The following is a 13,569-nucleotide window of genomic DNA, read 5'->3' as shown; positions in this document are numbered from 1 at the left end:
TTGTCCCAGCCGGTGCTTTTGCTTGTTTGCTGCTGTTTCCTGAAACAGGCTGAGGTATGGCGCTCAACTCAATAGGCGAGGACGATGCCCATCAATAGCCCCCAGGCAAGCACGCCTGCTGCCATGATCGTGTAGGTGGCTGACATGGTGATCACATCATTGGTGCGCCGTTCGCAGAGTGCCTGCAGGCCGTGATAGATCAGACTGCAGGAAAGACCCAAGGCCACCAGTTCCGCCACGACATTGAGCAGCAGGCTGGGGATCAGCAGCAGTATCGAGGCGGACCACATCGGTAACGGCGCCAGGGCGGCCAGCAAGTAGGCGTTTTGGTAGTCGATCGATAGTTCACGCTCCGCATTGACCACGGCGTGGATCAGCCAGCCCATGACGAAGAAGGTCAGTAGTTCGGCCAGAAACAGGATGGTGGTGATGAAGCGCCACTGGCGATCGCCGAAGCCGGCCATGAAATCATCGCCATAATGGGTGCCGGCGTAATAGAGCAGTATCGGTGGCAGCAGTGACATGGGAAGTACCAGACACCAGGCCAGCATCGGAATGGATGGCCGGCGCTGTTGCAGCTCCTTCCAGCCAGCGGTACGCGTGATGGGCAAAAGGAGGATGGAGGAGATCTTCATGCGCGGGCTCCTGTTTAGTGGGTGGCCGGAGGCGTGGGAGTTTCTTCGCGTGTCAGGATGGGAACCCGGCGTTCGGTCCACCACATCCAGATGATGGAAACCAGGGTCACGCCGAAGCAGAGCATCCACACCGTGGTGGCGATGCCGGTGAGGTCGACCAAGATGCCGAACATGATCGGCAAGAGGAAACCGCCAAGCCCGCCGGCCAGTCCGACGATGCCCGAGACGAGGCCGAGATTTTCTTGGTACTCGTTGGACAAGTACTTGAAGACTGAAGCCTTGCCGATTCCCCAGGCAATGCCCACCACGAACAGTGCCACGGTGAACAGCCATGCCGGGATGGCGAATCCGAAGTCCACGGTTCCCTGACCGCCGGCGGCCTGCACGCTGTAGTGGGTGTTGGGATAGGACATGATGAAAAGGGCAATCATGCTGGCCCACATGCAGGTCCAGGTAACGTTATGGGCACCGAAGCGGTCGGAAAGCCAGCCGCCGAAGGCGCGAATCACACCGGAGGGCAACACGAAGACGGTGGCGATCAACGCTGCCAGTTGAATGCCCAAACCATACTCGCTCATGTAGTAGTGGGTCAGCCACAGCGAGACCCCCACGTACCCCCCGAATACCACGGAATAATACTGGCAGTACTTCCATACCTTGGGATCGTTGAGCACCTTCATTTGTTCACGTAGCGAGGTTCCTTGGGTGTGCCGGTGCGCGGGATCGGAATAGGTGAAGAACCAGAACAGCACGACAGTGATCAACAGAATCACCGCATAGAGGTTGGGCACCGATTGCCAGCCCAGCAGAATGATCACCGTGGGGGCGATGTACTTGGTCACGGCGGCCCCGGCATTGCCGGCACCGAAGATGCCCATGGCCAGACCCTGTCGATCCTTCTCGAACCACTTGGCGGTATAGGTGATGCCTACCGAGAAGCTACCGCCGGCAAGGCCAATGCAGGCCCCCAGCACCAGCAACTGCCAGTACTGCGTGGCAAACTGGATCGCCCAGATGGCGGGGATCACGAATATCAGGATGGCAAGAAACACCGGGCGACCGCCGTAGTGGTCGGTCATGGCTCCCAGCGGCAGGCGGCTCAGCGCTCCGGTCAGGATGGGGACCGCGGTGAGGATGCCGAACTGAGTACTGTTGAGATCGAGCTGCTCGGCGATGGGGACGCCGATTTCGCCGAACATCGTCCACACCATGAAGCACATGGTGAAGGCAAACGTGTTGGCCACCAGAACCGAATGTTGCTTGAAGCGATGGGAGGCCATGTCCTTTCCCTCCTGCCGTGGATTGAGGCGGGGCAATCGGTGTGGTTGTCGTCATGACATCGATATCAGGGATTTTTCACGTAGGCGTTGCCGCGCAGGTAGAACCACCAGTTCACCACCAGACAGAGTGCATAGAAAACGGCGAAGCCGTACATGGCGAGCTCGGGTGTGCCGGCCTTGATCTGACCGCCTATCACTTGTGGGGCGATGAAGGCCCCATAGGCGGCAATCGCCGAGCTCCACCCCAGCACGGGACCTTTCTGCTGGGTATCAAATATCACGCCGATACTTCGGAAGGTGGAACCGTTGCCGATGCCGCTGGCCGCGAACATCACGATGAACAGTGCCAAAAATATCCAGAAATACTGGTTCGGGTCGGTGGCGTTGTAGGCCAGCATCATCACGTAGCCGGTTGCGATGGAGGCCACCACCATGACGGCGGAGATGATCTGGGTGACGATGGAGCCGCCGACCTTGTCGGAAATCCAGCCGCCTACGGGGCGGATCAGGGCGCCCACGAAGGCGCCCATCCAGGACCAGGTCAGGGCGCTGGGCGCTTCCGGGTTGGGCACACGGGTCAGGCTGCCATCGGCGGCCACTTCCATCATGTTGCCGAAGATGACGTTGATGGAGAGGGGCAAGGCGGCGGAAAAGCCGATGAAAGATCCGAAGGTGAGGATATAGAGCACCGTCATCGACCAGGTGTGCTTGTTGGAGAAGATGGAGAACTGCTGCTGGATGGCCGGTTTGACATGGCCGGGCAGTGAGCGCAGCGCGGCGAGCGTCAGCAGGATGGTGATCGGCAAGGCAATCCACATGCTGAGCCAGCCGAGGGCCAGCACGCCCACGACCGAGGTAGCGATGCCCACGCCATAGAAGCCGAGTATCTTGCCGAAGGCCGATGCCGGAGTGCCTGGTTGCGGGGTGATGGTGCGCAGGTTGTTCATGCCGAACCAGCAGGCGAAGGCCAGGGGAAGCAGAAATACCACCCAGATCAGGCCCGCGTTCTGTATCCAGGTATCGGTGCCGGCTTCGATGCGTCCGATCAGTGTCCCGCTGGCGCTTTTCAGTGGCATGGGGGCGCCGGCGAGAGCGCCGAACAGGCCCGCGGTCATCACCAAGGGAATCAAGACCTGCATGGTGGTGACACCGAAGTTGCCCAGTCCAGCGTTCATGCCCAACGCATAGCCTTGCTGTGCTTTCGGGAAGAAGGTCGAGATGTTGCTCATCGAGCAGGCGAAATTGCCGCCACCGATGCCCGAGAGCAGCGCCAGGGCTTGAAAGACCCAGAAGGGAGTATGCGGATTCATCAGGGCAAGGCCGGTCCCCAATGCAGGAACCATCAGCAGGGTGGTCGTCAGGAAAATCGTGTTGCGACCACCGGCGATGCGGATCATGAAGGAGGCGGGAATCCGCAGGGTGGCACCGGATAGCCCACCGATGGCGGTCAGGGTGAAGAGTTGATCGACCGTGAAGGGAAAGCCCAGATTCTGCATCTGAGTGGTGATCATTCCCCACATCATCCAGATGGCAAACCCCATCGCCAGACTGGGAATGGAAATCCACAGATTGCGATTGGCGACTCGGTTTCCGACGGTCTCCCAGAAGGTCGTATCCTCGACATCCCAGTGTTCGATGTCGGCGTTGATTTTCCCACCCTTGGATGGAAGGTCTTGCTCGCCTGACTTGCGGGTAGCATCGACGCTTTCTCGGCCCATGGTGCATCTTCCCCTTGGCATTTCACGATGGACCCCACGAGGGGCTTCGTTGGGAAAGATACGTCGGAGATGGCACCAGAGAAATGCGTTCCGAAAGGCGTTAAATCGGCTGGATACCTCCTTGTGGGTAGCGCGAGGGGGGATCGCTTTTTAGGGATATCAATGAGTTGGATGCCTAGCTTCGGTGTGGAGCGGGCCTGAGAGGGCGCGTTGGATCATCGGAGGTATTTCGCTCTATCTATCGAGTCCTTCCTGCACGGCCCATACCGCCGCTTCGACGCGCGAGCGTAGATTGAGCTTCTTGAGCAGATGCTTGACGTGTACCTTGACCGTGCCCTCCGTGATGTCGAGTCGACGGGCGATCAGCTTGTTGGACAGTCCTTCGGCCAGTTCTCGCAGAATCTCCTTCTCGCGCTGGGTCAGGCTGTGAATGTCGGGCGCGACGGGCTGGCTCTTCTGGTTGCGCAGTGCCTCAGCGAGCAGCGAGGCAAGGCTGTCGCTGATCACCATGCGACCCAGTGCGGCCTGGCGTAGCTGGTGCAGCATGTCGTCCGGGTCCATGTCCTTGAGCAGATAGCCATCGGCGCCAGCCTGAAGGGCAGCGACCACATCCTCCTCGTGGTCGGAGACGGTGAAGATCACGATGCGCCCGGCGAACTCGTTATGGCGTAGCTGCTTGAGGGTGGCGATGCCATCCATGTCGGGCATGTTGAGGTCGAGCAGGATCAGATCAGGGTCGCGCTCGTCGGCCAGGCGTAGCCCCTCTGCCGGCGTGCCCGCCTCGCCGACGAGCATCAGATCGTCCTCGAGCTCGAGCAGTTGGATCACACCGCGGCGCAGCAGCGGATGGTCGTCGATGATCAGGATACGGGCGGTGTCGGAGTGGGGCATCCTTGTGGGTCTCTTGCTGGTCAATGACGCCAGGTGGCTATTGCGCGATCAGCCGTGCCGTCTGTGGGGTGAAGACGAGAGTGACGAGGGTACCGCCGCCATCGCGCCGGCGCACCTGGAGCGTGCCTCCCAGGGTCTCGGCGCGATCGTGCATGATCACCAGGCCATGGTGCATGGGGGGCGAGGCCGCGCTCTCCAGGCCGATGCCATCGTCCGCGATGATGACACTCAGGCAAGACTGGGTGAAATGTACCGTGACGCTGGCCCAGCGGGCATGTGCGTGCTTGAGGATATTGGCCAGGGCCTCGCGCACGACCTGGAGTACATGGATCTCTTCGTTGGGATTGAGCAACTGTGGAGGCACGTCGAAATCGAGTTCCACGGCAAAGCCCAGACGATCGCTGAATTCCGCGACGGTCTGACTCAGGGTGCTCTGCAGGCTCGTGCCGTCGAGGCGCAGTCGGAAGGTCGTGAGCAGCTCGCGTAGCTGGCGATAGGCGCTGTCCAGTCCGGTGCGTAGCTCGTCGAAGACGGGGGCCTGGTCCTGTGGGGACAGCCCCTTGCCCTGCATGCGTTCCAGGCGAGTGACTTGGATCTTGAGGTAGGACAGTGACTGAGCCAGGGAATCGTGCAATTCACGTGCGATGATCGTGCGCTCGTTCATCAACGTCACCTGTTGCTGCTGCTCGATGCGTCTCTGCAGATAGACCGCTGTGGCAAGCTGATCGGTCAGGGCATTGAGCAGGCGTCGAGTGCTGTCGGTAAGGCCGAGATTGGCGGCGTAGTGAACCTTCAGGGTACCGAGCAGGGTATCGCCGACGCTCACGGGTAGCGTCAGGCACTCGAGTCTTGCTTCTCCCTTCTCGGTGAATGCCTCGGGGCTGGGCTCGAGCAGGCAGGCCTGGCAGTTCTGGTCGCGACAGTAGGTGGGGCGGTGCGGTGAATGCGTGGTGAGGATGGGGACGTCACGCTGGTCGAAGGGGTCGTGCAGCGAGAATCCGATAGGGCCGATATCGAGCAGCTTCTCCAGGCGACGCAACATGGGGGCGGCGCTGGTGCAGAGATCATTACCGCCACCGTAGAGGGCTCGGCTGCCGTCATGGAGAATCTGCATGGCCGCATTGCTGCGGGCCAGTTCCTGTTTCTTGCGCGATACACGATCCTGGAGTTTCGCATAACTGGTGCCAAGCTCCGCGGTCATGGTATCCATGGCGCGGCCGAGCAGGGCCAGTTCGTCGCCACCCTGCAATTGACTACGATGAGTGAAATTGTGCCGGCTGGTTTCCCGCGCCAGTACGACCAGCTGGCGCAGCGGGCGTACCAGGTTGTGGCGGATGTCGTAGAGGGCGATGACGACGACCATGACCGTCAGCGCCAGAAAGAAGATCTGCAGCAGCTCGAGGCGCTGGAACTTGATCTCGCTGTTGCGCTCGAGCAATGAAACCAGGTGATCGATGGCGCTCTTCTGGTCTTCCAGCTCATCGATGAGCCGGGCGACCTCAGCATCATCATTGAAGACAGAGGCGATCCGAGGGGCAAGCTGCTCCCGCCAGTGGTGCTCGAGCTGCTGGTGACGGGCCTGTATTCGAGGCTCATCGGTCGTCGGCAGGGAGCCCATCAATCTTGGATTGTCCAAGCGGTCGGTGAAGCGTTCTGCCAGCGCTATCACATGCTGGCGTTGTGCATCCTCAGGCTCATGCTGGTAACGCTGCAAGGCCGTGATCAACTGGTAGGTGTTAAGGCGCAATGAGCCGGCCCAGTTGATAGCGTCGGCATCCCCTCGGCTGCTCCCGGCCATCCACACGGTCATGGCGATGCTGATCAATGCCATGAGGCTGATTGTCAGCAACGAAGCCGTGATGCGGGCTGCCAGGGAGCGTTGCAGCAGTTTCATCGGGACTCCGAAAGGCAACGTTGAACAGGAACGCCACTATACCTTAGTGGGCTGTCGATGCCTCTCCAAGTCAGGTCTATCGGCTGTTCCTTTCTTCGGCATCCGTGCCCACGCATTATCGCTGCGCCCATCGAGGAGGTGCCTTCTATCTCCTTGGAGGTAGTCGCGGACGATATGGAGGTAATCGGGCAGTAATTGGTGGTGTGATCGCCCAGAATCCTACTAGCTAACGATGTCCACGCCGGCATGACCGTGACCACCTGGCGTGGCGGACATGCTGATTTCGCGGAGCCTGGAGAGCCACCATGAGCCATTTCATTGATCGGCTGAGCTTCTTTCGCAAGACCCGAGTTCCCTTCGCCAATGATCACGGAGAACTGCGCGAGGAAGCCCGGGACTGGGAGAACAGTTATCGACAGCGCTGGCAGCACGACAAGGTGGTGCGCTCCACGCATGGGGTGAACTGCACCGGCTCATGCAGTTGGAAGATCTACGTCAAGAATGGACTGGTCACCTGGGAGACCCAGCAGACCGACTATCCGCGTACCCGGCCCGACCTGCCCAATCATGAGCCCAGGGGGTGTCCGCGTGGGGCCAGCTATTCCTGGTACATCTACAGCGCCAACCGTTTGAAGTATCCATTGATCCGCAAGCCGTTGCTCAAGCTATGGCGGGAGGCGCTGGCCGAACATGGCGATGAGGTGGATGCCTGGGCGTCGATTGTCGAGGATCCGGCTCGCACCAGGCAGTACAAGCAGGCTCGGGGCATGGGCGGTTTCGTGCGCGCCGAGTGGGACGAGGTCAATGGGTTGATCGGCGCCGCCAACGTCTACACGGCCAAGCAGTACGGGCCGGACCGGATCATCGGCTTCTCGCCGATTCCTGCCATGTCGATGGTCTCCTATGCGGCCGGCAGTCGCTATCTGTCACTGATCGGCGGCGTCTGCATGAGCTTCTACGACTGGTATTGCGACCTGCCGCCGGCCAGCCCGCAGACCTGGGGCGAGCAGACCGATGTGCCGGAATCCGCCGACTGGTACAACTCGGGTTACATCATCGCCTGGGGGTCCAATGTGCCCCAGACCCGCACCCCGGACGCTCACTTCTTCACCGAAGTCCGTTACAAGGGCACCAAGACCGTCTCGGTGACCCCGGACTACGCCGAGGTTTCCAAGCTTACCGATGAGTGGCTGTCCGCCAAGCAGGGGACCGATGCGGCACTGGCCATGGCCATGGGCCACGTGATTCTCAAGGAATTCCATCTCGACAATCCGAGCGCCTATTTCACCGACTATGTGCGTCGCTATACCGACATGGCCTGCCTGGTCGAGCTCGAGGAGCGCGAGGATGGCAGCTACATGCCCGGCAAGCAATTGCGCGCCGGTGACTTCGAGGACAACCTCGGGCAGGACAACAATCCCGAGTGGAAAGTCGTGGCCTGGGACGAGTTGAGCGACCGCCTCGTCGTGCCACGCGGGTCGATCGGTTTTCGCTGGGGAGAGGGTGGCGGAGAAGACGGCAAGTGGAATCTCGAGCCACGCGATGCCCAGGGCAATGACATCCGTCCCTTGTTGAGCCTAGCCAAGACCGGCGAGACGGTCGCGAGGGTCGCGTTTCCCTATTTCGGCGGCATTGCCCGTGAGCATTTCGACCATGTCCAGAGTTCCGGGCCGAGCAACGAGCTGTTGTTCCATTGCCTGCCGGCCAAGCGGTTGACGCTGGCCTCCGGCCGCGAAGTGCTGGCGGTCACGGTCTTCGACCTGATGTGCGCCAACTATGGGATCGACCGTGGGTTCGGCGAGCACGAGGGGGAGGATGATGGTGCGACCGCTTTCGATCAGGTCAAGCCTTATACCCCAGCCTGGCAGGAGAAGATCACCGGCGTCCCCGCCGAGCAGTGCCTGCGCATTGCCCGGGAGTTCGCCGATAATGCCGACAAGACCCGGGGTCGCTCCATGATCATCGTCGGTGCCGGGATGAACCACTGGTACCACATGGACATGAATTACCGTGGCCTGATCAACATGCTGATCATGTGCGGTTGTGTTGGCCAGAGCGGTGGTGGATGGGCCCATTACGTCGGCCAGGAAAAGCTGCGCCCGCAGACCGGCTGGCTGCCGCTGGCCTTCGGGCTGGATTGGCAGCGTCCGCCACGACAGATGAACTCCACCTCCTTCTTCTATAACCATTCCTCTCAGTGGCGTTACGAAAAGCTCGAGATCAAGGAGATCCTCTCACCGCTGGCCAATCCGGCCGACTACCGTGGCAGCCTGATCGACTTCAATGTGCGTGCCGAGCGCATGGGCTGGTTGCCTTCGGCGCCACAGCTTGCCACCAATCCGCTGTCGCTGGCCGGCAAGGCCGCCGAGGCGGGGCAGTCCTGCGCCGACTATGTCGTCGACCAACTCAAGGCCGGCACGTTGCGTTTTGCCGCCGAGGACCCGGACGATCCCCAGAACATTCCGCGCAACATGTTCATCTGGCGCTCCAACCTGCTGGGCAGTTCCGGCAAGGGGCATGAGTACATGCTCAAGTATCTGCTGGGCACCCGCCACGGTATCCAGGGCAAGGATCTGGGCGAGGGAGGTGGCCCCAAACCGGAGGAGGTCGTATGGCGCGACGAGGCAACGGAAGGCAAGCTCGACCTGCTGGTGACCCTGGATTTCCGGATGTCCACGACCTGCCTGTATTCGGACATCGTGCTGCCCACGGCCACCTGGTACGAGAAGGACGATCTCAATACCTCGGACATGCACCCCTTCATCCATCCGCTGACGGCGGCCACCGATCCGGCCTGGGAGTCGCGCAGCGACTGGGACATCTACAAGGGCATCGCCAAGGCGTTCTCCAAGGCCTGCGTGGGTCATCTGGGCCAGGAAACCGACCTGGTCACCTTGCCTCTGCAGCATGATTCTCCCGCCGAGCTGGCTCAGCCGGAGGTCAAGGACTGGAAGCGTGGTGAATGTGACCCGATACCCGGCCGGACCATGCCGTCACTGATCGAGGTCAAGCGTGACTATCCGGCCACCTATGAGCGCTTTACCTCCCTGGGACCATTGCTCGACAGCCTGGGAAATGGCGGCAAGGGAATCAACTGGCAGACCGAGCGGGAAGTCAAGCTGCTCGGCAAGCTCAATCGCGTGAAATCGGCAGGAGCGGCCAAGGGACGACCGCGCATCGAGTCGGCCATCGATGCCGCCGAGGTGATCCTGTCGCTGGCGCCGGAGACCAACGGCCAAGTGGCGGTAAGGGCCTGGGAGGCGCTCTCGAAGGTCACCGGTCGCGATCACAAGCATCTTGCCGAGCCCAAGGAAGAAGAGAAGATCCGTTTTCGCGATGTGGTCGCCCAGCCGCGCAAGATCATTTCCAGCCCGACCTGGTCCGGGCTGGAGGACGAACATGTCTCCTACAACGCTGGCTATACCAATGTCCACGAGCTGATTCCCTGGCGCACCGTCAGCGGTCGCCAGCAGTTCTATCAGGATCATGCCTGGATGCGTGCGTTCGGCGAGAGCCTGCTGGTCTATCGACCACCGATCGATACCAAGGCGATGGCCAGCGTGGCGGCGCCTAAGGGCAACGGCAACCCGGAAATCGCCCTGAACTGGATCACCCCGCACCAGAAGTGGGGGATCCATTCCACCTACAGCGACAACCTGCTGATGCAGACCCTGTCACGGGGTGGCCCCATCGTCTGGCTGTCCGAGGATGACGCCCGGTCGATCGGTGTCGAGGACAACGACTGGCTCGAGCTCTACAACGCCAACGGCGCCATTACGGCCCGGGCCGTGGTCAGCCAGCGGGTCAAGAGCGGCATGGTGATGATGTACCACGCTCAGGAACGCATCCTGAATGTCCCGGGGTCGGAAGTGACCGGGACCCGAGGGGGGATCCACAACTCGGTCACGCGTGTCTGTCCCAAGCCGACCCACATGATCGGCGGCTATGCGCAGCTGTCCTACGGCTTCAACTACTACGGTACCGTCGGTTCCAACCGGGACGAGTTCGTCATCGTGCGCAAGATGAAACGCATCGATTGGCTGGACGGAGAGGGCAACGATGATCAGCAGGAGGCCGTGAAATGAAGATTCGTTCTCAGGTCGGCATGGTCCTGAATCTCGACAAGTGCATCGGCTGCCATACTTGCTCGGTGACCTGCAAGAACGTCTGGACCAGCCGCGAGGGGGTCGAGTATGCCTGGTTCAACAATGTCGAGACCAAGCCCGGTATCGGCTACCCCAAGGAGTGGGAGAACCAGGCGAAGTGGCGCGGCGGTTGGCTGCGTCGCACGGACGGCCATATCGAGCCGCGCATCGGTGGCAAATGGCGGGTACTGGCGAACATCTTTGCCAATCCGGATCTGCCGGAAATCGACGACTACTACGAGCCGTTCACTTTCGACTACCAGCATCTGCATACCGCCGGACAGGGCAAGCATCAGCCCGTGGCTCGACCGCGTTCGCTGATTTCCGGCCAGCGCATGAACAAGATCGAATGGGGGCCCAACTGGGAAGAGATCCTTGGCACCGAGTTCGCCAAGCGGCGCCGCGATGCCAACTTCGATCAGGTGCAGGCCGATATCTACGGCCAGTTCGAAAACACCTTCATGATGTATCTGCCGCGGCTATGCGAGCACTGCCTGAACCCCACCTGCGTGGCGTCCTGTCCCAGCGGGGCGATCTACAAGCGCGAGGAGGACGGCATCGTGCTGATCGATCAGGACAAGTGCCGTGGCTGGCGGATGTGCATCTCGGGCTGTCCCTACAAGAAAATCTATTACAACTGGAAGAGCGGCAAGTCCGAGAAGTGCATCTTCTGCTACCCACGTATCGAGGCGGGGCAGCCGACCGTCTGTTCCGAGACGTGCGTGGGCCGTATCCGCTATCTGGGCGTGCTGCTCTATGATGCGGACCGTATCGAGGAAGTGGCGAGTACCCCGGACGAGCGGAATCTCTATCATCGTCAGCGCGACATCTTCCTCGATCCCCACGATCCTGAGGTGATCGCCCAGGCTCGCCAGGACGGTGTTGCCGACAACGTGATCAAGGCGGCCCAGGAAAGCCCGGTCTACAAGCTGGCCATGGAGTGGGGCCTGGCATTGCCGCTGCACCCCGAGTATCGCACCCTTCCGATGGTCTGGTACGTGCCGCCGCTGTCGCCGATCCAAGCCGCCGCCGAGGCGGGCAAGGTCGAGTTCGACGGCGTACTGCCGAAGATCGAGTCGCTGCGCATCCCGGTCAGATACCTGGCCAACCTGCTCACCGCCGGCGAGGAGGCCCCCGTGGTCCTGGCGTTGAAGCGACTGATGGCCATGCGTCTCTACATGCGAGGCAAGCATGTCGAAGGACAGTCGGATGTCACGGTGCTCGACGAGGTCGAGCTTGACGAGGCCCAGGTCGAGGAGATGTATCGCTACCTGGCCATTGCCGATTACGAGGACCGTTTCGTGATTCCCACCAGCCATCGGGAGCAGGCCATCGATGCCTTCCCCGAACGCGGTGGCTGTGGGTTCAGCTTTGGTGATGGCTGCCATGGTGGCGACAGTGGCGGAAGTCTGTTCGGTGGTCGCAAGCAGACCTCGACGCTGGTGCAGCCGGTGGACGTCTTCGACCCACGGGCCCAGCGTGAGGCTCGGCACGACGAAAAGGCCGAGGAGGCGCGCGATGACTGAGGCAGCGATGCAACATGATGAGTCGCCCGGTGGCATGTTGAGTCTGCGGGTGCTGTCTCGCTTGCTGGATTATCCCTCGGCAGCATTGCAGGCAGCCACCGGCGAAATGATCGAGATCCTCGACGCCGAGCGACGCTGGTCGCCAACATTGCGCGCCGCCTTGACGGGGTGGTGCCAACGCTTGGCCGAGGACGACCTCATGGAGAGGCAAGCCGAGTACGTGGCGTTGTTCGACCGTGGGCGGGCCACCTCGCTGTTGCTCTTCGAGCATGTTCATGGTGAGTCCCGTGAGCGTGGTCAGGCCATGGTCGATCTGCTGGCCGAGTACCGTGCCGCGGGCTTCGAGATCGACGCTCGGGAGCTGCCCGATTACCTGCCGTTGTTCCTGGAATATCTCTCCACCCGCCCCGAGGCCGAGATCGCCCAATGGTTGGGAGAGATCCGTCACATCCTGGCTTGCCTGGGGGCTCGCCTGGAGGAGCGCGAGGCCGATCATGCCCTGGTGCCCTTGGCGCTGCTGGCGCTGATTGGCGCCGAGGCGGAGCTGGAAGCCCAGCGCGAGCCGGTGAAGGCCGAACCGCCGGACCATACGGCCGAGGCTCTGGATGCGGTCTGGGAAGAGGAGGCGGTGCGCTTCTCCGCCGCCTCCGATCAGGATTGTGCCCTGCAATCCGCCGAGGGACGACGCCTGGCCGAGCGCAAGGCGGCGACACAGAGTACGACGGTGCGGATCCTCGACCCCGACGCCGCACCGCATCAAGGAGGTCAGTCATGAGCCACTTCTTGCATACGCTCTTGTTCGGGATCTATCCCTATCTTGCCGGCACCATCTTTCTGATCGGCAGCCTGCTGCGCTTCGATCATGGCCAGTACACCTGGAAGGCGGGTTCCAGCCAGATGCTGTCATCGCGGCGCATGCGGCTGGCCAGCAATCTTTTCCATATCGGCATCCTCGTGATCTTCTTCGGCCACCTCGTGGGATTGCTGACGCCGCACTGGGTCTATGCGCCCTTCATGAGCGCCGGCACCAAGCAGGTGATCGCCATTCTGGTGGGCGGCATCGCGGGTATCATGTGTCTGGTCGGCGGGGCCATGCTGGCCTATCGACGCCTCACCAATGCCCGGGTCAAGGCGTCGTCCAGCTTCATGGATACGGTCATCATCCTGCTGCTGGTGATCCAGGTGACGCTTGGGCTCCTGACCATCATCCCGGCGCTGAACCACCTGGATGGCGGCGTGATGCTCGCGCTTGCTCATTGGGCTCAGGCCATCGTCTTCTTCCAGGGGGGCGCCGCCGATCACCTCATCGGGATCGGGCTCATCTACAAGCTGCATATCCTGGTAGGCCTGACCATCGTGCTGCTCTTTCCCTTCACCCGATTGGTGCATGTCTGGAGTGCGCCCCTGGGGTATCTGACCCGGCGTTACCAGATCGTTCGCCGTCGGGCCTGAAGTGGGCGCCGATTCCGGTGAGCTCAGG

Annotated in this window: 9 protein-coding genes; 4 read left to right on the top strand and 5 right to left on the bottom strand. The window is 61.4% G+C overall.

What is annotated here, in order from left to right; genetic code table 11:
• Nucleotides 1–68: 68 nt before the first annotated feature.
• From HSDC_RS12310 to HSDC_RS12290, 5 genes are all read right to left on the bottom strand, one after another.
• The gene (locus HSDC_RS12310; RefSeq protein WP_064700244.1) at nt 69–635 is read right to left on the bottom strand and encodes a YIP1 family protein; all 567 of its coding nucleotides are present in this window, start codon (nt 633–635) and stop codon (nt 69–71) included.
• A gap of 14 nt (nt 636–649) precedes the next feature.
• Nucleotides 650–1,915: an MFS transporter gene (locus tag HSDC_RS12305; RefSeq protein WP_064700243.1), complete on the bottom strand. Its 1,266-nt coding sequence runs from the start codon at nt 1,913–1,915 to the stop codon at nt 650–652.
• Nucleotides 1,916–1,980: 65 nt separating this feature from the next.
• A complete protein-coding gene (locus tag HSDC_RS12300) occupies nt 1,981–3,633 on the bottom strand; it encodes an MFS transporter (RefSeq protein ID WP_244534501.1) in 1,653 nt (550 codons plus the stop codon).
• A gap of 234 nt (nt 3,634–3,867) precedes the next feature.
• Nucleotides 3,868–4,524, bottom strand: a complete 657-nt coding sequence (narL, locus tag HSDC_RS12295; protein WP_064700242.1) for a two-component system response regulator NarL — start codon at nt 4,522–4,524, stop codon at nt 3,868–3,870.
• Between the two features lie 37 nt (nt 4,525–4,561).
• Complete coding sequence (locus HSDC_RS12290) at nt 4,562–6,418, bottom strand: histidine kinase (RefSeq protein ID WP_064700241.1); 1,857 nt, start codon at nt 6,416–6,418, stop codon at nt 4,562–4,564.
• 305 nt (nt 6,419–6,723) lie between these two features.
• On the opposite strand from HSDC_RS12290, the gene HSDC_RS12285 reads away from it, so the two are divergent.
• The 4 genes from HSDC_RS12285 to narI are packed head-to-tail and all read left to right on the top strand — an operon-like array spanning nt 6,724 to nt 13,541.
• A complete protein-coding gene (locus HSDC_RS12285; protein ID WP_064700240.1) occupies nt 6,724–10,503 on the top strand; it encodes a nitrate reductase subunit alpha in 3,780 nt (1,259 codons plus the stop codon).
• The gene (gene narH, locus HSDC_RS12280) at nt 10,500–12,089 is read left to right on the top strand and encodes a nitrate reductase subunit beta (RefSeq protein ID WP_064700239.1); all 1,590 of its coding nucleotides are present in this window, start codon (nt 10,500–10,502) and stop codon (nt 12,087–12,089) included. The genes HSDC_RS12285 and narH overlap by 4 nt, the downstream gene beginning before the upstream one ends.
• Nucleotides 12,082–12,864, top strand: coding sequence for a nitrate reductase molybdenum cofactor assembly chaperone (gene narJ / locus HSDC_RS12275; RefSeq protein WP_064700238.1), 783 nt, complete (start codon nt 12,082–12,084; stop codon nt 12,862–12,864). Before narH ends, narJ begins: the two co-directional genes overlap by 8 nt.
• Entirely contained in the window at nt 12,861–13,541 is a 681-nt protein-coding gene (gene narI / locus HSDC_RS12270) for a respiratory nitrate reductase subunit gamma (RefSeq protein ID WP_064700237.1), read from the top strand. The genes narJ and narI overlap by 4 nt, the downstream gene beginning before the upstream one ends.
• Nucleotides 13,542–13,569 lie beyond the last annotated feature (28 nt).

It is taken from the genome of Halomonas caseinilytica (genome assembly GCF_001662285.1).
In the GTDB taxonomy this organism is placed as follows: Bacteria; Pseudomonadota; Gammaproteobacteria; order Pseudomonadales; family Halomonadaceae; genus Halomonas; species Halomonas caseinilytica.
The sequence above is the reverse complement of the archived record's forward strand: the minus strand, read 5'-3'. Positions and strand labels throughout refer to the sequence as shown.